The 20,838-nt window shown below is 70.5% G+C and carries 18 protein-coding genes; 16 read left to right on the top strand and 2 right to left on the bottom strand.

Annotation, left to right across the window (positions count from 1 at the left end):
- Positions 1-222: 222 nt before the first annotated feature.
- From pyrC to CH341_RS10665, 13 genes are all read left to right on the top strand, one after another.
- The gene (gene pyrC, locus CH341_RS10725) at positions 223-1,272 is read left to right on the top strand and encodes a dihydroorotase (RefSeq protein WP_111419020.1); all 1,050 of its coding nucleotides are present in this window, start codon (positions 223-225) and stop codon (positions 1,270-1,272) included.
- Positions 1,273-1,442: 170 nt separating this feature from the next.
- Positions 1,443-2,345: an FAD binding domain-containing protein gene (locus CH341_RS10720; RefSeq protein ID WP_111419019.1), complete on the top strand. Its 903-nt coding sequence runs from the start codon at positions 1,443-1,445 to the stop codon at positions 2,343-2,345.
- Positions 2,342-2,818 carry a (2Fe-2S)-binding protein gene (locus tag CH341_RS10715; RefSeq protein WP_111419018.1) on the top strand — a complete coding sequence of 159 codons (477 nt, stop codon included), beginning with the start codon at positions 2,342-2,344 and terminating at the stop codon, positions 2,816-2,818. Before CH341_RS10720 ends, CH341_RS10715 begins: the two co-directional genes overlap by 4 nt.
- Positions 2,815-5,178: a xanthine dehydrogenase family protein molybdopterin-binding subunit gene (locus CH341_RS10710; RefSeq protein ID WP_245430990.1), complete on the top strand. Its 2,364-nt coding sequence runs from the start codon at positions 2,815-2,817 to the stop codon at positions 5,176-5,178. Before CH341_RS10715 ends, CH341_RS10710 begins: the two co-directional genes overlap by 4 nt.
- On the top strand, positions 5,175-7,517 hold the full coding sequence (locus CH341_RS10705) for a xanthine dehydrogenase family protein molybdopterin-binding subunit (protein WP_210208248.1): 2,343 nt from the start codon (positions 5,175-5,177) through the stop codon (positions 7,515-7,517). Before CH341_RS10710 ends, CH341_RS10705 begins: the two co-directional genes overlap by 4 nt.
- A gap of 184 nt (positions 7,518-7,701) precedes the next feature.
- Entirely contained in the window at positions 7,702-8,679 is a 978-nt protein-coding gene (locus CH341_RS10700; RefSeq protein ID WP_111419017.1) for a Bug family tripartite tricarboxylate transporter substrate binding protein, read from the top strand.
- A 73-nt stretch (positions 8,680-8,752) separates the two neighbouring features.
- Complete coding sequence (locus CH341_RS10695; protein WP_111419016.1) at positions 8,753-9,232, top strand: tripartite tricarboxylate transporter TctB family protein; 480 nt, start codon at positions 8,753-8,755, stop codon at positions 9,230-9,232.
- Between the two features lie 5 nt (positions 9,233-9,237).
- The gene (locus tag CH341_RS10690) at positions 9,238-10,737 is read left to right on the top strand and encodes a tripartite tricarboxylate transporter permease (protein WP_111419032.1); all 1,500 of its coding nucleotides are present in this window, start codon (positions 9,238-9,240) and stop codon (positions 10,735-10,737) included.
- Positions 10,738-10,761: 24 nt separating this feature from the next.
- Positions 10,762-11,637, top strand: coding sequence for an ABC transporter ATP-binding protein (locus CH341_RS10685; RefSeq protein ID WP_111419015.1), 876 nt, complete (start codon positions 10,762-10,764; stop codon positions 11,635-11,637).
- Positions 11,634-12,422, top strand: a complete 789-nt coding sequence (locus CH341_RS10680) for an ABC transporter permease (protein ID WP_245430989.1) — start codon at positions 11,634-11,636, stop codon at positions 12,420-12,422. The genes CH341_RS10685 and CH341_RS10680 overlap by 4 nt, the downstream gene beginning before the upstream one ends.
- Positions 12,423-12,424: 2 nt before the next feature.
- A complete protein-coding gene (locus CH341_RS10675) occupies positions 12,425-13,189 on the top strand; it encodes an ABC transporter permease (RefSeq protein ID WP_146604435.1) in 765 nt (254 codons plus the stop codon).
- A gap of 20 nt (positions 13,190-13,209) precedes the next feature.
- A complete protein-coding gene (locus CH341_RS10670; RefSeq protein ID WP_111419013.1) occupies positions 13,210-14,178 on the top strand; it encodes an ABC transporter substrate-binding protein in 969 nt (322 codons plus the stop codon).
- Between the two features lie 25 nt (positions 14,179-14,203).
- Positions 14,204-14,908: a class II aldolase/adducin family protein gene (locus CH341_RS10665; protein WP_245430988.1), complete on the top strand. Its 705-nt coding sequence runs from the start codon at positions 14,204-14,206 to the stop codon at positions 14,906-14,908.
- Between the two features lie 62 nt (positions 14,909-14,970).
- Here CH341_RS10665 and CH341_RS10660 read toward each other — a convergent pair whose 3' ends face one another.
- Positions 14,971-16,053 (bottom strand): DUF2778 domain-containing protein, encoded by a 1,083-nt coding sequence (locus CH341_RS10660; RefSeq protein ID WP_245430987.1) that lies wholly within the window; start codon positions 16,051-16,053, stop codon positions 14,971-14,973.
- Between the two features lie 167 nt (positions 16,054-16,220).
- Positions 16,221-17,204, bottom strand: a complete 984-nt coding sequence (locus CH341_RS10655) for a diacylglycerol/lipid kinase family protein (protein WP_111419012.1) — start codon at positions 17,202-17,204, stop codon at positions 16,221-16,223.
- 284 nt (positions 17,205-17,488) lie between these two features.
- Between CH341_RS10655 and CH341_RS10650 the strand changes: the two genes are divergently transcribed.
- From CH341_RS10650 to CH341_RS10640, 3 genes are all read left to right on the top strand, one after another.
- Positions 17,489-19,708 (top strand): alpha,alpha-trehalose-phosphate synthase (UDP-forming), encoded by a 2,220-nt coding sequence (locus tag CH341_RS10650; RefSeq protein WP_111419028.1) that lies wholly within the window; start codon positions 17,489-17,491, stop codon positions 19,706-19,708.
- A gap of 321 nt (positions 19,709-20,029) precedes the next feature.
- The gene (locus CH341_RS10645) at positions 20,030-20,515 is read left to right on the top strand and encodes an RNA polymerase sigma factor (protein ID WP_210208247.1); all 486 of its coding nucleotides are present in this window, start codon (positions 20,030-20,032) and stop codon (positions 20,513-20,515) included.
- Between the two features lie 109 nt (positions 20,516-20,624).
- Positions 20,625-20,838 (top strand): FecR/PupR family sigma factor regulator (locus tag CH341_RS10640; protein WP_146604434.1); only part of this gene is annotated, 214 nt, incomplete at its 3' end.

Below are 20,838 nucleotides of genomic sequence, written 5' to 3'. Positions count from 1 at the left end.
CCCGGCCGAGGGTGGTCCAGCGAGTGGATAACCCTTGCACGGCAGCTTCATTTGCATCGTGCCAAAAAGTTGACAGAGTGCCATTCTTGATGCGAGACTTTCCATCGGTCGGCCTCGCGGGACCATCGCGGAGCCGATGCTCCGCCGAGCCGGAGACCGTCGACGCCGGATCCATCGCGGCCGTCCCTGCCGGGCTGCCGCCATCCCGATGCGAGCCCCCGAATGACCGACAAGATCACGATCCGGATGCCCGACGACTGGCATCTCCACGTGCGCGACGAGGAGATGATGCGGGCCTCGCTGCCCTTCACGGCCGAGAAGTTCGGGCGCGCGATCATGATGCCCAACCTCGTCCCGCCGGTACGCACGACCGCCGACGCGATCGCCTATCGCGAGCGGCTGCTCGCCGCCGTCCCGGCCGGCCGGCGTTTCCAACCCTTGATGACCTGCTATCTCACCGACGACACCGACCCGGACGACGTGGAGCGCGGCTTCTCCGAGAAGGTGTTCACCGGGGTGAAGCTCTATCCGGCGAACGCCACCACCAACTCGGCCGCCGGCGTCACCGACTTCCAGAAGATCCGCCCGGTGCTGGAGCGCATGCAGAAGATCGGCATTCCGCTGCTGATCCATGCCGAGAGCGTCGACCCCGCGGTCGACGTGTTCGATCGCGAGGCGGTGTTCATCGAGCGCACCTTCGAGCCGTGGACGCGCGAGTTTCCGGAGCTGCGCTTCATCCACGAGCATCTGTCGAGCAAGATCGGCTGCGACTTCGTACGCTCCAAGTCCGGTCAGGTCGGCGGCACCATCACGCCGTATCATCTGGAGCTCAACCGCACCGACTGGCTCGGCTGGGGCAACCGGCCCTACATGTACTGCATGCCGGTGATCAAGACCGAGGCCGACCGGCTGGCGCTGCGCAAGGCGGCGACCGGCGGCGAGCCGTGCTTCTTCCTCGGCACCGACTCGGCGCCGCACTCGATCCACAAGAAGCTCGCCGTGGTCGGCGCCGCCGGCCTGTTCAACGCGCCGGTCGCGATCGAGACCTACGCCAAGGTGTTCGACGAGGACGGCGCGCTCGACCGGCTCGAGGCCTTCGCGTCGCTGCACGGCCCGGCGCATTACCGCCTGCCGCCGAACGAGGGCACCATCACGCTGGAGCGCGTCTCCTGGACGGCGCCGGAGGAGATTCTGGTGCCGGGCCCCGAGGAGCGGGCGCTCGTCTACAAGGGCGGCGAGACGATCGGCTGGAAGGTGACGGCCGTGACCTGACCGACGGCGGCCGTGCCGCCGATCAATTCGGAGGCGGACGCTCCGAATTTCTGCAAGCTTTGCAGTCCGAATATGCAAACTCGGCCGGCGTCCTCGTTGCCACGCTCGCGTGACCCGATACAGTCCGGGTCATGTCGATCCCCCGACCGCCGGCCTGATCAGGTCACCGCATGAAGCCCGCCCCGTTCGTTCATCACGTCCCGCGCTCGCTGGACGAGGCCGTCGAGATGCTGGCCCGCGTCGCCGAGGACGACGGCCGCATCCTGGCCGGCGGGCAGACGCTGGTGCCGACCATGGCGCTGCGGCTGGCGCGCCCGTCGCATCTGGTCGACATCAACACGATCCCAGAACTCACCCGAATCGAGGTCGCGGACGGCGCCCTCGTGGTCGGCGCCTGCGTCCGCCACGCCGCGTTCCACCGGCCGGTGGAGCCCGGTCCGCTCGGCGCGCTCCTCGCCACCGTCGTCCGTCACATCGCGCATCTGCCGATCCGCACGCGGGGCACGATGTGCGGCAGCCTCGCCAATGCGGATCCGGCGTCCGAATGGTGCCTGGTCGCCGAGACGCTCGGTGCCATGCTGGAGCTGCGCAGCGTGCGCGGAACCCGCACGATCGCGGCGGACGCGTTCAATCTCGGCTATCTGGAGACGGCGCTGGCGCCCGACGAGATGCTGGCCTTCGTCCGCCTGCCGCTGCTGCCGGCGACGACGCGGTTCGGTTTCGAGGAGGTCAGCCGCCGCGCCGGCGATTACGCCCAGGCGATGGCGCTCGCGGTGTGCGAGATCGAGGGCGGTGTGATGCGGGCCGTGCGCCTCGGCCTCGGCGCTGTCGAGGGCAAGCCGCGCCGCTTGGCCGAGGCCGAGGCGCTTCTCGAAGGGGCGCGGCCGGAGCCCGATCTGTTCCGCCGCGCCGGAGCCGTCGCGTCCGGTCTGGCCGAGCCGGTCGAGGCGGACGAGGAGGTCGCGGTCTACAAGCGCCATCTCGCCGGAGTCGTGGTCGAGCGCGCGCTTCTCCGCGCCGCGTCCATCGCGACGGATGGTTCGTCGCACGAGATCATTCGAGGCGTCCCATGAGCGAGCGCGAGATCGTCCTCACCGTCAACGGCGTCGAGCACCGCGTGCGGGTCGAGCCGCGCCGAACGCTGGTCGATACGCTGCGTGAGACCATCGGCCTCACCGGCACCCATGTGGGCTGCGAGCACGGCGTGTGCGGCGCCTGCACGGTGCTGCTCGACGGCGAGCCGGTGCGCGCCTGCCTGATGTTCGCCGTGCAGGCCGAAGGCAAGGCGATCCGCACCGTCGAGGGCCTCGCGACCGGCGACACGCTGCATCCGATGCAGCAGGCCTTCATGGATCACCACGCCCTGCAGTGCGGCTTCTGCACGCCGGGCTTCCTGATGCTGGCCGTCGGCGTGCTGGAGCGCCAGCCCGACATCACCGACGATGAGATCGTCGACATGCTGTCGTCGAATCTCTGCCGCTGCACCGGCTACGTGAACATCATCAAGGCCGTGCGCGCCGTCGCGGCGCAAGGCAGGGTGGCGTGACGGTCGTGCCGGCGCGCGCCGCCATGGTGCCGGCCGGCACCAACGCGCCCCGGCTGATCGGCCAGCCGGTCGCGCGGCTCGAAGATCCCCCGCTCTTGCGCGGCGAGGGCTGCTTCGCCGGCGACGTGAGCTTTCCGCATCAGCTCCACATGCGGGTGGTGCGGGCCCAGGTGGCGCATGGCCGCATTCTGTCGATCGACACGCAGCCGGCGCGTGCCCGGCCCGGCGTCGTCGCGGTGTGGACGGCGGCCGACGTCGCGGAGGTGCCGCCGATCCCGTTCCGCGCCACCAAGGTGCAGGGCCTCGAGGCCTATTGCCAGCCGGTGCTGGCGCGCGGTGTCGTGCGTTACGTCGGCGAGCCGCTCGCGGTCGTGTTCGCGAACGACGCCTACGCCGCCGAGGACGTGGCCGATCTGGTCGTCCCCGAGATCGAGGAGCGGCCGGCACTGCTCGACGCGGGAGAGCCGCCCCGGGAGTTCGAGCCGGGCCGCGACACCGAGCCGACCGTGATCCGCAAGGGCTACGGCGACGTCGCCGCGGCGTTCGCGGCGGCCGCGCATGTGATCGAGCTCGATCTGTCGGTCGGCCGCCACTCGGGCGTACCGCTGGAATGCCGCGGCGCGGTCGCGCGCTACGACGCCTCGCGCGACGTGCTGGAGATGTACGGCGCCGCCAAGAAGTCGCACTGGAACCGCGACGAGATGGCCCGCATGCTCGGCCGCAGCCCGTCGACCTTCCATCTCTACGAAGGCCATGTCGGCGGCGGCTTCGGCGTCCGCGGCGAGCTGTATCCCGAGGACGTGCTGGTCTGCGTCGCGGCGCTGCGCCTGCGCCGGCCGGTGAAATGGATCGAGGACCGCCGCGAGAATCTGGTCGCCACCAATCATTCGCGCCAGCAGCGCCACCGCATCGCCGCCGCGGTCGACGCCGAGGGTCGCATTCTCGGCATTCGTGATCAGTTCTTCCACGACCAGGGCGCCTATGTGCGCACCCACGGCGCCCGCGTCGCCGATATGGCGGCCGGACTGCTGCTCGGCCCGTACCGCGTCCCGGCCTACGAGGTCGCCGGCCATTTCCGCCTGACCAACAAGACGCCGGCCGCCACCTATCGCTCGCCCGGCCGCTACGAGACGACCTTCGTGCGCGAGCGGCTGATGGACGCCGTCGCTCAAAAGGTCGGGATCGATGCCGTCGAGGTGCGCCGGCGCAATCTCGTCGCGTCTGCCGAGATGCCCTATGCGCGGCCGCTCGACGCGCTCGGCACCGACGTGGTGCTGGATTCCGGCGACTACGCCGGCCTGCTCGGCAAGGCGCTGTCGCGCGCCGGCTGGGACGACCGCAAGGCCGAGGTGGCGCGCCGTCGCGCGAGCGGAGAGATCGTCGGGCTCGGCCTCGGCATGTTCGTGGAGAAGTCCGGCCTCGGCCCGTCCGACGGGGTGCGCCTCACCGTCGACCCCTCGGGCTGCATCGAGCTGGTGACGGGTGCCGGCTCGGTCGGCCAGGGCATGGAGACGGCGCTCGCCCAGATCTGCGGCGAGGCGCTCGGCGTCGACTACCGCCGCATCCGCGTCGTGCGCGGCCGCACCGACCAGATCGAGTTCGGCAACGGGGCGCACGCCTCGCGCGTCACCGTGATGTCCGGCTCGGCCACCCAGATCGCGGCGCGGGCGGTGCGCGAGAAGGCGCTCGCTGCCGCCGCCGAGATGCTGCAGGCGGATCCCGCCGATCTCGATTTGGTGGACGGCCGCGTCGTCCGGCGCGGCGGCGGCGCGCGGGCCTCGGTCGGACTCGACGAGGTCGCGCGCCATCTGCATCCCTCCTCGCGCTACATCGGCCGGCGTCCCCCCGGCCTGTCGGCGGAGGGCTGGTTCTATTCCGACCACATGAACTACCCCTACGGCGTGCACATCGCGCAGGTGCGCCTCGATCCCGGCACCGGCATGGTCCATGTCGAACGTTATCTGGTCGCCTACGATGTCGGCCGTGCCGTCAATCCCATGCTGATCGACGGGCAGATCGTCGGCGGGCTCGCCCAGGGACTCGGCGGCGCGCTCTACGAGCAGTTCACCTACGACGCTCAGGGCCAGCCGCTCGCCACCACCTTCGCCGACTATCTGATGGTGACGGCCCGCGAGATGCCCGACACGGTCGACGTGCTGATCACCGAAGATGCGCCGAGCCCGCTCAATCCGCTCGGCCTCAAGGGCGCCGGCGAAGGCGGCACCAATGCGGCCGGCGCCGCCGTGGCGGCCGCCGTCGACGATGCGCTCGGCCGGCCCGGCTTCGTCACGGCGCTGCCGGTGTCGCCCGCCCGCATCGTCGCAGCGCTCGCCACCGCGCGGACCGGGGCCGCGTCGTGACGGCGGCTCCGGACGGCGGCAAGACCTTCGGCCGCGACGTTCCGCGGATGGAGGACCGGCCGCTCGTCACCGGCCGGGGCCGCTTCGTCGACGACATCCGCATGCCGGATCTCCTGCACGCGGCGTTCGTGCGGAGCGCGCACGCGCATGCCCGCATTCTCGGCATCGATGCCGAGGCGGCGCGCCGCGTTCCGGGTGTCGCCGCGGTGCTGACGATGGACGACCTGCGCCCGCATCTCTCCGGCGACCGTCTCGTCACGGCGCTGCCGAGCCCGAGCTTCCGGCTCGATCTCCACCGACCCGTGCTGGCCTTCGAGGAGACGGCGCATGTCGGCGAGCCGATCGCCGTGGTGATCGCGTTGAGCCGCTACGTCGCCGAGGACGCCGCCGATCTGGTGGAGGTTTCCTGCGAGGCGCTGCCGGCCGTCGAGGATTGTCGGGCGGCGCTCGCCCCCGGCAGCCCGGTCGCGCACAGCAGCGCCGCGCACAATCTCGTCGCCGAGTTCCATCTCGGCTACGGCGACGTCGAGGCCGCCTTCGCGGGCGCGGCGCATGTGTTCCGGGAAAAGCTCTGGCAGCATCGTGGCGGCGGCCATTCGATCGAGTGCCGCGGCCTGGTGGCGCGCCACGACCCCGTCGACGATCTCCTGACCGTGTGGAGCTCGACCCAGACGCCGCACCCGGCGCGGCAGATTCTGAGCGATCTGCTGCGCCGCGATCCCGATCGGATCCGTGTCGTGGTGCCGGATGTCGGCGGCGGCTTCGGGCCCAAGCTGGTCTTTTATCCGGAGGAGGCCGTGGTCGCCGCGGCGGCGCTGCTGCTCGGCCGTCCGGTGAAGTGGATCGAGGACCGTCGCGAGCATTTCGTCGCGACGACCCAGGAGCGTGATCAGTACTGGGACGTAGAGCTGGCGGTCGATGCCGACGCCAGGATTCTCGGCGTGCGCGGCAGCATGATCCACGATCACGGCGCCTATTCGGCGCGCGGCACCAACGTGCCCTATGGCGCCGCCGCCGCCATGCCGCTGCCCTACATGGTGCCGGCCTATCGGCTCGACGTGAGATGCGCCGCCACCAACAAGGTCCCGGTGACGCCGGTGCGCGGTGCCGGCCAGCCGCAGGGCGTGTTCGCGATGGAGCGCCTGCTCGATCGCGCCGCCCAGGCGCTCGGTCTCGACCGCGACGAGATCAGGCGTCGCAATCTGGTGCCGGCGGAGCGCATGCCCTATGCGACGCCGCTGAAGACGCGCGGCGGCATGCAGGTGGTGCTCGACAGCGGCGACTATCCGGGCTGCCAGGCGCTGGCGCTGTTGCGCGCGGGGTGGGAGGGGTTCGCGGCGCGGAAAGCGACGGCGCGCGCCGCCGGGCGCCGCATCGGCATCGGCCTCGCCAACTCGGTCGAGGGCACCGGCCGCGGTCCCTACGAGCAGGTGCGCGTGCGCGTCGCGGCGGACGGCCGCGTGCGGGTGGCCACGGGCGCGGCGCCGATGGGGCAGGGCACCCGCACCATGCTGGCCCAGATCGTCGCCGAGCAGCTCGGCGGCGACATGGCGAACGTCGATGTCGTCGCCGGCGACACCGCCGCCGTGGCGCTCGGCTTCGGCGGCTTCAACAGCCGACAGGCCGTGGTCGCCGGCAGCGCCGCCCATGCGGCCGCGATCGCGGTGCGGACGCGCGTGCTGGCCGCGGCCGCCAGCCTGCTCGAAGCATCCGAGGCGGATCTCGACGTCGAGGGGCGCACGGTCAAGGTCAAGGGATCCGACGTCACGATCGATCTCGGTGCCGTCGCGCGCGCCGCCGCGGGACTGCCGGGCTTCGCCGTGCCGGGCGGGCAGCCGGGCCTCGACGTCACCGAGAGCGTGGTGATCGACGAGATGGCCTATGCGAACGCGAGCGCGGTCGCCGAGGTGGAGGTGGACGCCGGCACCGGCACCGTGACCATCACGAAGATCACCTTCGCACATGATTGCGGCCGCGTGATCCATCCCGGCCTGGTCGACGGCCAGGTGATCGGCGGCATCGCGCACGGCATCGGCAACGCGCTGTTCGAGCGGATGGGCTACGACGCCGACGCCCAGCCGGTGACGACGACGCTGGGCGATTATCTCCTGGTCACGGCCGAGGCCATTCCTGCGATCGATCTCGTCCACATGTCGTCGCCGACCGCGCTCAATGCGCTCGGCGTCAAGGGAGTGGGCGAGGCGGGCGTCATTCCGATCACGGCCGCGGTGGCGTCCGCGGTGGAGGACGCGCTCGACGATCTCGGCGTCACGATCACCGGAATGCCGCTCTCGCCGGCCGGTCTGCTGGCGCGGATCCGGCAGGCGACGACGCCGTGACCGGCTCGGGCCGCCGGTGGCGCCGGCTGCGTGCCCAAGGGGCAAGTGCTCACGCCTTGAACCGTCGGTGCCGGAAATTTCTTCATCCCGCGCTGTGACGAAAATTGCAAAACGAACCAATTTTGGTACGCTGCATCGAACGCTGCGGCACCCCCGCCCGCGGCGGCCACTCCAGGAGGACACGATGACCCGTGCAATTCGATGGGCTGGGGTGGTGGCCTGCCTCGCCGCGCTGATCGGGCCCGCGTCGTTCGCGAGCGCCCAGACCTATCCGGACAAGCCGGTGCGGCTGGTGCTGCCCTATGCGCCCGGCGGCATCGTCGACTTCATCGGCCGCACCCTCGGGCAGCGCCTGAGCGAGGAGCTCGGACAGCCTTTCGTGGCCGAGAACAAGCCGGGCGCGGGCGGCATCCTCGGCACCGACGTGGTCGCCCAGGCGGCGCCGGACGGCTACACGCTGCTGCTGATGGACCCGGCCATCATCATCAATCCGACCCTGCAGGAGAACGTCCCCTACGACTTCAAGAAGGACCTCAAGGTCGTCTCGGTGATCAGCTCGTCGCCGCTGGTGCTGGTGACCTCGCCGGCGCTGCCGGCCAAGACCTTCGCCGAGTTCCTGGCCTATGCGAAGGCCAATCCGGGCAAGCTCAACTACGGCTCGGCCGGCATCGGCACCACGCCGCATCTCGCCGGCGAGCTGTTCTCGGCGCGCGCCGGCGCCAAGGCGATGCACATCCCGTATCGCGGCATCGCCGCCGCGTTCCCGGACATGATGGCCAACAAGGTCCAGTTCGCCTTCTCCAGCATCACGGGCGCCAAGCCGTTCACCAACGACAACCGCGTCAGGGCGCTCGCCACGACGGGCACCAAGCCGAGCTCCGCCTATCCGGACCTGCCGACCGTGGCGGCCGCGGGGCTCGAGGGCTTCGACGTCGACCTGTGGCTCGCCGTGTTCGTGCCGGCGGCGACGCCCGAGCCGATCGTCGCCAAGCTCAACAAGGCGGTCGCGGCCGCCATCGCCGACGCGAAGACCGTCGAAGCCTTCGCCAAGGTCGGCGTCGAGCCGCGCGGGACGACCCCGGCCGAGGGCAACGCCATCGTGGCGGCCGAGTTCGAGAAGTGGCGCAAGGTGATCAAGGACGGCGGCATCAAGCAGCCCTGATCGGCACGGCGACACTGCGCGGCGCGGGCCTGCGGTCCCGGCCGCGACGTTCTGTTCACGCGCGGGAGGAAGCATGATCGCCTCCAAGGACGTCTGGGCCGGCCTGATGTTCATCGCCTTCGCGGCGCTGTTCGCCGTCGCCGGGGCGAAGCTTCGCCTCGGCAGCGCCGGCGTGATGGGCCCGGGCTATTTCCCGATGGTGCTGGCCGGCGCGCTGGCGCTGCTCGGGCTCGGCATCCTGGGCCGTGCCGTCGCGGTGCACATCGTCGCCGGCGGTGCGCGCAAGCTTCCGCTGCTGGAGAGCGCCCGGGTGCGGATCGATCCGCGTCCGCTGCTGGTCTTGCTGGTGGCGCTCGTCGTCTTCGCCCTGCTGGTCGGCCGGGCTGGGCTGGTGCTCACGACCCTTTTGGTCGCAGTGATCGGCTCGTTCGCGGGGACGGGGGTGCGCTGGCCCCAAATGCTGATGCTCGCGGCGTTCCTGTCGGCCCTCACCTACGTGATCTTCGTCGCCGCGCTGGCCATGCCGCTGCCGGTGTGGCCGCGGGGCTGGTGAGCACCATGGATCTGTGGAGCAATCTCGCGCTCGGCCTGTCGGTCGCGGCCAGCCCGGAGAACTTCGTCTTCTGCCTGCTCGGCTGTCTGCTCGGCACGCTGGTCGGCGTCCTGCCCGGCATCGGCCCGGTCACCACCGTGGCGATGCTGCTGCCGCTCACCTTCTCGTTCGATCCGGTGTCGGGCCTGATCATGCTGGCCGGCATCTATTACGGCGCCCAGTACGGCGGCTCGACCACGGCCATCCTGGTCAACATGCCGGGCGAGGCGTCGTCGGTCGTCACCGCGATCGACGGCCACCGGCTCGCGCAGCAGGGGCGGGCCGGCGCCGCCCTCGGCATCGCGGCGATCGGCTCGTTCATCGCCGGCTGCGTCGCCACCGTGCTGATCGCGCTGGCGGCGCCGGCGCTCGGCGCGGTCGCCCTGCAGTTCGGCCCGGCCGAATACTTCTCGCTGATGGTGTGCGGACTCGTCGCCGCGGTCGTGCTGGCGCACGGCTCCGTCATGAAGGCCCTCGCCATGGTGGTGCTCGGGCTGCTGCTGGGGCTCGTCGGCACCGACGTCAACTCCGGCGTCCGCCGCTTCACGCTCGGCTATCCGCAACTCGCCGAGGGCATCGACTTCGTGGCGCTCTCGATGGGCATCTACGGGATCGCCGAGATCGCCCGCAATCTCGAGGGCCGCGACGAGACCCGTGCGGTCCGCACCCGCATCGGCAGCATCTGGCCGACGCGGCGCGACCTCGTCTTCTGCCTGCCGGCGATCTTTCGCGGCACCGTGCTCGGCTCGATCCTCGGCGTGCTGCCGGGCGGCGGCGCGCTGCTCGCCGCCTTCGCGGCCTACACGGTGGAGAAGAAGATCGCGCGGCCGCCGCGGCATTTCGGCGAGGGCGACCTGCGCGGGGTCGCGGCGCCCGAGAGCGCCAACAATGCCGGCGCGCAGACCTCCTTCGTGCCGATGCTCACCTTGGGGCTGCCCTCCAACCCGACCATGGCGATGATGATCGGCGCCCTGATGATCCACGGCATCACGCCGGGGCCGAGCGTGATCCGCGACAAGCCCGAGATGTTCTGGGGCCTGATCGCCTCGATGTGGGTCGGCAACCTGATGCTGGTGGTGCTCAACCTGCCGCTGGTCGGCATCTGGGTGAAGCTCCTGCAGGTGCCGTATCGGTTCCTGTTCCCGTCGATCCTGGTGTTCTGCTGCATCGGCGCCTTCGCCGTGAACGGGCGCGAGTTCGACGTCTACGTGCTCGCCGTGATGACGGTGGTCGGCTATCTGTGCGCCAAGCTCGATTGCGAGCCGGCGCCGCTGATCCTCGGCTTCGTGCTCAGCCCGATCATGGAGGAGAACTTCCGCCGCGCCATGCTGATCTCGCGCGGCGATCCCTCCGTGCTGATCTCCGAGCCCCTGAGCCTCGCCTTCCTGCTCGCGGCGCTGGCGCTCCTGTTCGTTCTCGTGCTGCCCGCGGTTCGGGTGAAGCGCGAGCAGGCGCTGCAGGAGTAACGCCACCGTGGTCAGGATGTGCCGATGACCTCACCGGAGCCCAGCGCGCCCGTCCCACCGCTGTCCGGCGACACCAGCGCGGTCGTCGGGTGGACGGCGGCGCTCCGCGTCATGAACGTGACCAAGCGCTTCCACACGGGGCGCGAGATCGTGACGGCGGTCGACGACGTCTCCTTCGACGTGCGCGAGGGCGAGTTCCTGTCGGTCATCGGGCCGAGCGGCTGCGGAAAGTCCACGCTGTTCAAGATCATCGGCGGCCTTTTGGGCGGGTTCTCGGGCGAGGTGCGGGTCGGCGGCCGCAGCATCCAGGGTCCGCATCGCGACATCGGCATGGTGTTCCAGGAGGAGTCGACCTTCCCATGGCGCTCGGTGCTCGACAACGTCGCCTTCCCGCTTGAGGCGTCCGGCATGGGCCGGGCCGAGCGTCTCGACCGGGCCGCGCATTTCGTGTCGCTGGTCGGCCTCAAGGGCTTCGAGCGGCGTTTCCCCTCGGAGCTTTCGGGCGGCATGCGGCAGCGCGTCGCCATCGCCCGCACGCTCGCCTTCAATCCGAAGATCCTGCTGATGGACGAGCCCTTCGCGGCGCTCGACGAGCAGACCCGCTATCTGCTCGGCGACAAGGTCCTGCAGATCCAGCAGGCGACGAAGCAGACGACCCTGCTGATCACCCACAATATCGGCGAGGCCGTGCAGCTCTCCGATCGCGTGCTGGTGATGACCTACCGGCCCGGGCGCATCAAGGCGGTGGTCGAGGTCGACCTGCCGCGACCGCGCAGCGACGACGTGATCACGTCCGACGCCTTCGCCCGGCACGTCGCCGGGCTGTGGCGAAACCTCAAGGAGGAGGCGAGCCGCGGTCTCGCCGAGAGCGAGGCGCTGGTGTCCGGAGGCGCCGGGTGAGCGACGCCGCGACGCTGTCCGGACGGGTCCGATCGCGCCGGCCGCGGTTTTCGCCGGCGCCGCTGCTCGGCGTCGCGACCGTGCTCGGCCTCCTCGCCGCGCTGGAGGCGTTGATCCGGACCGGGCTGGTCAGCCCCTTCGTGGTGCCACCGCCGTCGACCGTGCTGCTCGCCGGCATCGATCTCCTGTGGCACGGCAACGGGCTCGAGGCGCTGCTCGCCACGGCGTTCGAGCTACTCTCCGCCGCCGTCCTGGTCGGCCTGATCGGCCTTTCGGTCGGCACGCTGCTGTACCGCGTCACGGCGCTGCGGCGGACCTACGAGGGCTGGGTGGCGGCGCTCGCGGCGACGCCGCTGGTGCTCGTCTATCCGTTCTTTCTCGTGATGTTCGGACGCAGCGCCGCGACCATCGTGGCGGTCGGCGTGGTCGCCGGCCTGCCGCCCATGGTGCTGCGGACCATCGAGGGATTCGCCGGCGTCCGGCCCGTGCTGGTCGATGTCGGGCGCGCGCTCAATCTCCGGCCGGTCCGCGTCTTCTGGAGCATCGAGTTCCCGGCGGCGCTGCCCGTGATCTTCTCCGGCTTCCGGCTCGGTCTCGGCTTCGCGCTGATCAACATCGTCGGCATGGAGTTCCTGATCAACTACGGCGGGCTCGGCCAGCTCATCAACGAGCATGCGGAGCTTTACGATCTGCCCGAGACCTATGCCTGCATCGCCCTGGTGGTCGTGGTGAGCGCCGTGTTCGTCGCCGCCAGTGAGCATCTCGAACGCCGGTTGCGGGGCTGAGCATGGGTCCGCGCTCCCGTTGGCGGATCCGGATGGCGCAGGGCGCGAGCCTCGCCGCGGTCGTCGCCGTCTGGGCCGCGGTGGTGAATGCGCGCCTGTTCCCGGGCGACATCGTGCCGTCGCCGGCCGCGGTCGCAGGCAGGATCGTCGGCCTGGCCCTGAGCGCCGATTTCTACGGGCATCTCCGCGTCACCGCCGCCGAGATCGCCGGCGGTCTCGCGCTCGCGGCCGTCGCCGGCATCCTGCTCGGCGTGGCGATCGGCGCCCGGCCTCTGCTCCGGCGCGCCTACGAGCCGTGGCTGCACTATTTGGCGCCGACGCCCAAGATCGTCTTCTTTCCCGTGATGCTGATGCTGTTCGGCGTCGGCGCCGCCTCGAAGGTGTCGCTCGCCACGCTCGGCGCCTTCTTCCCGATCGTGCTCGGCACGATCTCGGGTGTGCGCGAGATGGATCCGGTGCTGGTCCAGGTCGGGCGCGGCTTCGCGCTCTCGCCCTACCGGATGCTCACCATGGTCTACGTCCCGGCGATCCGGGCGGCGCTCGTCAATGCGGTGCGGCTCGGCTTCGGCGTCGCCGTGGTGGTGGTGCTGTTGGCCGAGACCAAGCTGTCGAGCGCCGGCATCGGCTATCTGATCATCGACGCCTACCGGCATTTCGACATGCCGCTGCTCGCGGCGCTCGTGCTCGTGCTGTTCGGGCTCGCCATCCTGGCCAATGCCGGGCTGGCGCGGCTCGCCCGGCACGGCGCCCCCGCCGTCTCCCGTTGACCCGAGACAAGGAGCCCCCGATGACACGCTTTCCGCTTCTGAGCCGGCTCGCCGCTGCGGGGCTCGCGCTCGCCCTGGCCGTCCTGCCGGCGCGTGCCGACGACACGCTCAAGCTCGCGGTCGGCGCCCGCGGCAACTGGGACACCGTGGTCCCGGCGATCGGCCAGAAGGCCGGCATCTTCAAGAAGCACGGGCTCGATCTCGAGATCCTTTACACGCAAGGCGGCGGCGAGACGCTGCAGGCCGTGATCACGGGCGGGGTCGACATCGGCATCGCGGCCGGTACGACGGCGGTGCTCTCGGCCTTCGTGAAGGGGGCGCCGGTCCGGATCCTGTTGGGCGGCACCACCGGCTCGGGCGATCTCTACTGGTACGTTCCGGCCGGCTCGCCGATCACCTCGCTCAAAGAAGCGGCCGGCAAGACGGCGGGCTATTCGACGAACGGGGCCTCCACCCACACGACGCTGCTCAAGCTCCTGCGCCACTACGACAGCCAGGCCAAGCCGGTCGCCACCGGCGCCTCGCCGGCGACCTACACCCAGGTGATGTCGCAGCAGATCGACATCGGCTGGGCCTCGCCGCCCTTCGGGCTGGAGCAACTCGACGACGGCAAGATCAGGCTGATCGCGCGCGGCAGCGACGTTCCGGCGACCCGCGACCAGACCGTGCGGGTGCACATCGTCAACAGCACGGCGCTCGCCCAGAAGGCCGAGGCGATCAAGCGTTTCGTGGCCGGCTATCGCGAGACTTACGAATGGCTCTACTCGGCGCCGGAGGCGATGTCGTCCTTCTCCGAAATCGCCGGCGTCTCGCCAAAACTCTCGGCGCGCATCCGCGACGAGTTCATGCCGAAGCCGGCCATGAATCCCGACATGGTGTCCGGGCTCGGCTCGCTGATGGACGAGGCGCTGGCGTTGAAGGCGCTGCCCCGCGTCCTGTCCGAGAAGGACCTCGACGAGGTGGTGCGGGGGCCGAAATGGAAGCTGTGAGGCCGAGCCCGACCGGAGCGCCGACGTGACCGACCTCGATCCGCTGCGGCGCCTTCTCGCGACCGCCAATCGCGTGCTCGCCAACGAGCAGGTGATGGACGCCTTCGGCCACGCCAGCGTGCGGCATCCGGACCGGCCGGACCGCTTCCTCCTCGCCTGTTCGCGGCCGCCCGAGCAGGTGCGGCCCGACGACATTCTCGTGTTCGGCGAGGATTCGGAGCCGGTCGAGCCGTGCACCGAGCCGCTCTACAGCGAGCGCTTCATCCACGGCGAGATCTATCGGCTCCGCCCGGACGTGCAGGCGATCTGCCATCACCACGCGCCGGCCGTGATGCCGTTCTGCGTGTCGGGCGTTCCGCTCGTGCCGGTGACGCAGCACGGCGCCACCATGGGGGCCACGATTCCGTTCTGGGACAGCCGCGACGACTTCGGCGACACCAATCTGCTGGTCACCACTGCGGCCCAGGCGGCATCGCTCGCCCGCGCGCTCGGCCCGCACAGCATGGTGCTGATGCGCCGCCACGGCGCCACCTCGATCGGTCGCGACATCGAGGACATGGTGTTCCGTGCCGTGTCGGCCTGCCGCAACGCGCAGATCCAGTCCGCCGCGATGGCGATGGGGGCCGTCGATGCGCTGACGCCGGGCGAGGTGGATCTCGCGGCGCGGGTCCCGCCGAGCGCCGTCGCGCGGGCGTGGCGCTGCTGGGTCGACCGGCTGGCGGCGGCTTAGTCATCCCCAGAAACGCGAATGCCCGCGCGAGCGCGGGCATGATGCGTCGGAGGATGGCGCCGTTACTGCGCGCCGGCGCTGGCGTACTGGTCGTCGGCCTTGAACAGCTTGCCGAGCGTGTCGGACAGCCAGTTGGAGGCGACCTTCGGGCTGCCGGGCGGCGGCGCGTCGAGGCGCTCCACCACGGCGATCCGGGTGACCTCGCCGCGCAGATAGGCGTTCAGGAACGCCTGGTAGTCGTTGAACGACACGCAGCCGTTCGACTGGCCGTTCGGGCCGAGCATGTAGGAATGCGCCAGGATGCCGGCGCGGCCGTACATCCGGCCCTGGTCGACCGGCGTCATGCGCAGCGCCCGCACGCCGTGGAACAGGCTCTCGCGCATGGTCAGCTTGTAGACGTTGGGCGGGGTCGCGCCCTGCATGCGCACATGCACGTTGCGCGGATCGTCCATCATGGCGCCGAGACCGGAATGCGCCTCCAGGCGCTTGCCGCTGGGCAGATACACGGTCTTGGCGGTGATGTCGTAGATGGCGGTCTTGCCGTCGTCCTCGACCGGCGGCAGCGAGGCCGGCTTGGACTGGCCCGGGCGGACATGGCGCTTCGGCGCCTCGACCACCGGGGCCGTGTCGAGCGCGCGGCCCATCGGCCGCGAGGCCTCCCGGGCCGGACGGCCGAGCTGCACCGGCACGCTGCCGGTGCTGGCGAGGCTGAGGACCGCCGGCGGCGGGCTTGCCGGACGGCGCGGCACGCCGAACCGGTCCTCGAACGAATCGGTCGGTGCGAAGGAGGCGAATCGCTCGTCGAACGAGGCCTGCCGCTGCACCACGCCGAGCGCCTCGGTGAAGGCCTCGTCCTCGAGCAGGGAGTCGGAGCCGAGCAGCGATTCGGCGCCGATCTGCGGATCGAGGCTGGCCAGTCGCATGCTGCGGGACGGAATGGTCGCGACCGGCGATTCGGTCGCCGTCGGCGTCGGCAGCCGGAACAGGCCCGGGTGAATCGTGCCGAAAACAGAAAGGCTTGGCCGTTCCGGGTAGAACCCGATCTCGGACGGGCCGGCGTGCGTGCCGGGCGCCTTGAGGACGAAGCCCAAGGCAACCACTGCGGCGACCCCGATCGGGATCGAGCGGATTCCCACTCGGATCAAAAGCGTTCCCCACACCGTGCTTCGCGCCGCCTCCGTGACCGGGCTGGCGACGCACGTCCCCCGACGCCCCTCTAGAAAGCACATCGATTGCGGCAAGAATGGTTCGTCCGGCCCGGCGATCCGACATGGCTCCTGCACGCTGTAGTGGTGGCAGAATTTACCAGGCCTTAACCATGTCGTGCTGCTGTTCGGGGCACCATCACGCGCAGCGCTCGCGGGGCGATCTCGGCCTTCACCGGCGTTCGCATCACCACCTCGCCGTCGACGGAGACGCGCTGCGGCGGATCGGTCTCGATCGAAACGGCGCGCGACCGCAGCACCACGACATCGGATTGGTCCGGATCGGACGTGTCCGGCGTCGTTCCCCGCAGCGCCTGCAGCCAGACGCGCAACAGCGCGCGACGCGACGGCCCCTTGATCACGCGGATCACCAGATCGCCACTGTCCACGTCGGCGGTGGGGAGAACCGGCACGCCGCCCTGGAAGCCGCCATTGGCGATGCGCAGCTCGAGCGCCTCGAACGTCGCCGTCCCGCCGTCATGCGTCACCGTGGCGCGGAATGCCCGGTGTCGCAGGAACCGCACCGCCGCGACCAGCAGGTAGCCGCTGCGCCCCACCCACCGCTTCACCCGATGCGGGGTGCCGCGCGCGATGTCGGCCGGCAGGCCGATCGCGACCGCGTTGGCGAAGTGACGACCGTTCAGCACGCCGAGATCGACCCGGGCCACGACGCCGTCACGCAGCACATCGACGGCCTCGTCGAGCGCGAGCGGCAGCCCGAGCGCCTTGGCGAAGCTGTTCGCAGTGCCGAGCGGCAGGAGGCCGAGCACGCGGTCACGATCCGCGAAGGCGCCCACCGTCGTGCTGATCGTCCCGTCGCCGCCCCCGATCACGACGAGATCGTGAGTCCCGGCCGCCGCCTCGGCGACCACGGCCGGAAGCGCCGCCGGATCGGCGACCGCATGCGCCGCCGCGATCGTACATCCGCGCGCGACGAGAAGGCGGCATGCCGTGTCGAATCCGGCGCGGCCGGTCCGGGAGCGTGCGTTCACGATCAGGGCCACGCGCGGGCCGGTCGCGCCGAGCGGCGCTGCTGCTGCGTCCGGAGACCGGTTCTGATCGTCGACGCCGTCGCGCAGGGGACCGGTCATGCTCTGCCGTGGACGCGGGAGGAGTGCGGGATCGCAATGCTCGAAGGTGCCTCCGTGTTCCACCCGGGGGCGCGCCGCCGACCTCTCGGGGCGGTCCGGCTCGGGGGGTGCGGCTGCACCGCAGGGTCGACAGGTCCGGAGAATTGTCCCAAAACGAGCCCGGGATTCTCGCTGCAGAGCGGAAGGAAGGACGGACGACCGGCGGCGATATCGACGGAGTGGGGCACATCGGAGGAATGGCGGGCGTGAGACGCGAGGGGCTGCTGAATCGGATGATCTCCCGAATGTCGCTGCGCAACCCGACCCTGCGCTACGCCGCGCTCGGGATCGCTGCGGCGGCCATCATGGTCCTCGCCTTGGCGCCGCTCGGCTCCGCGATCGTCGAAGGCTGGTCGAAGCGCGACATCGAGCTGCGCTCCCGCCTGGTGTTCCGCTCGATTCGCGATCAGGTCGCCGCCGGACTTGCGGCGACGCCGTGGCTCGACCTCGGGCCCTTCTTCGAGCGGCTGACCGAGGACGAGCGCATCCTCGGCCTCGGCTTCTGCACGGAGACGGGCGAGCTGCGCTACGCCACCCGGCAGTTCCCCAAGTCGATCACCTGCGGCAGCTTGAAGCGCAGCAAGGTCGACACGTTCGCCACCGTTCCGGACGGCGGACGGCGCATCCATGTCAGCATCTTCCCGATCATCGCCGGTCCGGTATCGGGGCACTTGCTGGTCCTGCACGATCTCGCTTTCGTCGAGGAGCGGGCCAACGAGGCGCGCTACTACACGATGCTGTCGGTCATCGGCGTCGCTGCCGGCCTCGGCCTGCTGGCGCTCGCGATGGTGCTGGCGCTGCAGCGCAGCTGGGTGCGCACCGTGCGGGCCGCCGTCGCCGACGCCCGCACCGGCGGCGGCGTGACGGAGAGTACCCCGAGCATCGACTCGCCGCTCGGCCGGGAGCTGCACGGACTGCTCGGCGAGCTGCGCGTCGAGCGCACCTATGCCGACGGCATCCACGTCGAGTGGTCACCGAAGACGCTGCACCGGCTGCTCGTCGAGGAGCTGCCGAACGCCGAGGTCCTGGTCGTCTCCAACCGCGAGCCCTACATCCACAACCGTACCGACGACGGCATCTCGCTGCAGACGCCGGCGAGCGGCCTCGTCTCGGCGCTCGAGCCGGTGATGCGCGCCACCGGCGGGACCTGGATCGCCCACGGCAGCGGCTCGGCCGATCGCGACACCGTCGACCGCAACGACAAGGTCGCGGTGCCGCCGGCCGATCCGACCTACATGCTCCGGCGCGTCTGGCTCTCCGACGAGGAACAGGACGGCTACTATTACGGCCTCGCCAACGAAGGGCTCTGGCCGCTCTGTCACATCGCCTTCGTGCGGCCGACCTTTCGCGAGGAGGATTGGCGTCAGTACAAGCTCGTCAACGAGCGCTTCGCCGACGCGGTCGTGCAGGAGGCGGACCGCGACGATCCGATCGTGCTGGTGCAGGACTATCATTTCGCCCTGCTGCCCCGGATGATCCGTCGGCGACTGCCGCGCGCCACCGTGATCACGTTCTGGCACATCCCGTGGCCGAACGCCGAGACCATCAGCATCTGCCCGTGGCGCGAGGAGATCATCGACGGCCTGCTGGGCAGCACCATTCTCGGCTTCCACACGCGCTTCCACTGCAACAACTTCCTGGAGGCGGCCGACCGCTTCATGGAGAGTCGGATCGATCGCGAGCACGGCTCTGTGACTCTGGCCGGCCACGAGACCATGGTCCGCGCCTATCCGATCTCGATCGAATGGCCGCCGGCGGCGCTCGCCCACCAGCCGCCGGTGGACGAATGCCGCGAGGCCGTGAAGCGCCGCTTCGGCCTGCCCGCGCAGGCGCGCATCGCGGTCGGCGTCGAACGCTTCGACTACACCAAGGGCATTCTCGACCGGCTTCATGCCGTCGACGACCTGCTGATCCGTCATCCCGAATGGAAAGGCAGGTTCGTCTATCTGCAGGCGGCGTCGCCGACTCGCAGCAAGCTCGGCGCCTACAGCGCCCTGCAGGCGGAGACGGTCCGGCTCGCCGAGGAGGTGAATGCGCGCCACGGCAGCGCCGACTACAAGCCGATCGTGCTGTCGATCCGGCACCACGAGCCCACCGAGGTTTTCGAGATCTTCCGCGCCGCCGACATCTGCATCGTGTCGAGCCTGCACGACGGGATGAATCTGGTGGCGAAGGAGTTCGTCGCGGCGCGCGACGACAATCAGGGCGTCCTCGTCCTGTCGGGCTTCGCCGGCGCCTCGCGCGAGCTGTCCGAGGCCCTGATCGTCAACCCTTATGACACCCGCAGCATGGGCGCGATGATGGACGCGGCTCTGCGCATGCCGGCGGCCGAGCAGCGCGAGCGCATGCGGCTGATGCGGGACCTGGTGCGTCAGCGCAACGTCTATCGCTGGGCCGCGCAGATGCTGCTCGACGCCGCGCGCCTGCGCAAGCGGGCCGGCATTCTGGCCGGCGCGGCGGTCTGACCGGACCGGCGCGAGCCGCCGAGCGGGCCCGCGGTGCCCGTTTCTGTGCTGTTTCCGTCACGCCGCTGCCGAAACGAAGCCGCATCGCACCGCGCCGCGAGACGATGCCGGAAACGCGCGCCGGCGCGACTATGTCGCGGAACTGCCGGCGGATTCGGCGTTTGCACCCGGTGTGCTCCGACGCTCAGCTGCGGGGAATCTTGGAATTCCTCTAAATCATTGCGCTTGCACGGGAAATTCGTGCGCCGTTAAACCCGATGCAGGGTCGGGCGTGCCGGCCCGGGGACGGGGGCGTTTGGTTCGGTGGTCTGGGATGTGCACATGCTGTTCCGCCGGCACGCGGCCGCCATCAGGCGGTCGCTGGTCCGCCGCGGGCTGACGCACGAGACGGCGGCGGATCTCACCCAGGAGACGTTCCTGCGCGTGCTCGTCTCGCTGCCGGCGGACGGCACCGAGAACCACAATCCGAAAGCCTATCTGTTCCAGGTGTCGCGCAATCTCGGCCTCAATCACCTTCGGCGCGAGCGGCTCGCCGACATCGTCGACCTGCCCGACGAGATCGTCGCCGAGATCTCGGATCCGACGCCGACGCCCGAGACCATCGTCTGCGACCGCCAGCAGCTCGCGCGTGTCGCGGCCGCGCTCGACGAGCTGCCGGAGCGCACGCGTCGCGCCTTCGAGATGCACCGCATCGGCGGGCGCACCATCGCCGAGGTCGCCGGCGAGCTCGGCCTATCGGTGAGCCGCACCTGGGCCCTGGTGCACGAGGCCTACCGCCATGTCGTGATCCGGGCCGGCCTGATCTGAGCGGTCGAGATCCGAACCGTCGGGCAGGGGAGAAAATTCGGCGCCTTCGGGTGTATCAAGGGCGTGGCGAGGCGCCGGAGGTCGGTCGCCCGCGGGCCGGAACCAACCGATGAGCGACACGACGCCGGAGTCGAACCGGCTGCTCGACGAGGCGATCGACCTGATGATCCGCCTCCATAACGATCCCGATAATCCGGTCGCGATCGAGATGGTGCGGGCCTGGCGGGCGCGTGGCCCGGAGCACGAGCGGATCTGGACGCTCGTCTCCGGTGCGCATGGCGCGACCGGGCAGATCCTCGACCGCCGTCGCAAGGCGGCGCGGC

The organism is Rhodoplanes roseus (genome assembly GCF_003258865.1).
Classification (GTDB): domain Bacteria; phylum Pseudomonadota; class Alphaproteobacteria; order Rhizobiales; family Xanthobacteraceae; genus Rhodoplanes; species Rhodoplanes roseus.
The sequence above is the reverse complement of the archived record's forward strand: the minus strand, read 5'-3'. Positions and strand labels throughout refer to the sequence as shown.

Bases quoted from the DNA above. Each gene is read 5' to 3' on its own strand.
- pyrC (WP_111419020.1), top strand. From the start codon at position 223: ATGACCGACAAGATCACGATCCGGATGCCCGACGACTGGCATCTCCAC.
- CH341_RS10720 (WP_111419019.1), top strand. From the start codon at position 1,443: ATGAAGCCCGCCCCGTTCGTTCATCACGTCCCGCGCTCGCTGGACGAG.
- CH341_RS10715 (WP_111419018.1), top strand. From the start codon at position 2,342: ATGAGCGAGCGCGAGATCGTCCTCACCGTCAACGGCGTCGAGCACCGC.
- CH341_RS10700 (WP_111419017.1), top strand. From the start codon at position 7,702: ATGACCCGTGCAATTCGATGGGCTGGGGTGGTGGCCTGCCTCGCCGCG.
- CH341_RS10695 (WP_111419016.1), top strand. From the start codon at position 8,753: ATGATCGCCTCCAAGGACGTCTGGGCCGGCCTGATGTTCATCGCCTTC.
- CH341_RS10690 (WP_111419032.1), top strand. From the start codon at position 9,238: ATGGATCTGTGGAGCAATCTCGCGCTCGGCCTGTCGGTCGCGGCCAGC.
- CH341_RS10685 (WP_111419015.1), top strand. From the start codon at position 10,762: ATGACCTCACCGGAGCCCAGCGCGCCCGTCCCACCGCTGTCCGGCGAC.
- CH341_RS10675 (WP_146604435.1), top strand. From the start codon at position 12,425: ATGGGTCCGCGCTCCCGTTGGCGGATCCGGATGGCGCAGGGCGCGAGC.
- CH341_RS10670 (WP_111419013.1), top strand. From the start codon at position 13,210: ATGACACGCTTTCCGCTTCTGAGCCGGCTCGCCGCTGCGGGGCTCGCG.
- CH341_RS10655 (WP_111419012.1), bottom strand. From the start codon at position 17,204: ATGACCGGTCCCCTGCGCGACGGCGTCGACGATCAGAACCGGTCTCCG.
- CH341_RS10650 (WP_111419028.1), top strand. From the start codon at position 17,489: ATGTCGCTGCGCAACCCGACCCTGCGCTACGCCGCGCTCGGGATCGCT.
- CH341_RS10645 (WP_210208247.1), top strand. From the start codon at position 20,030: ATGCTGTTCCGCCGGCACGCGGCCGCCATCAGGCGGTCGCTGGTCCGC.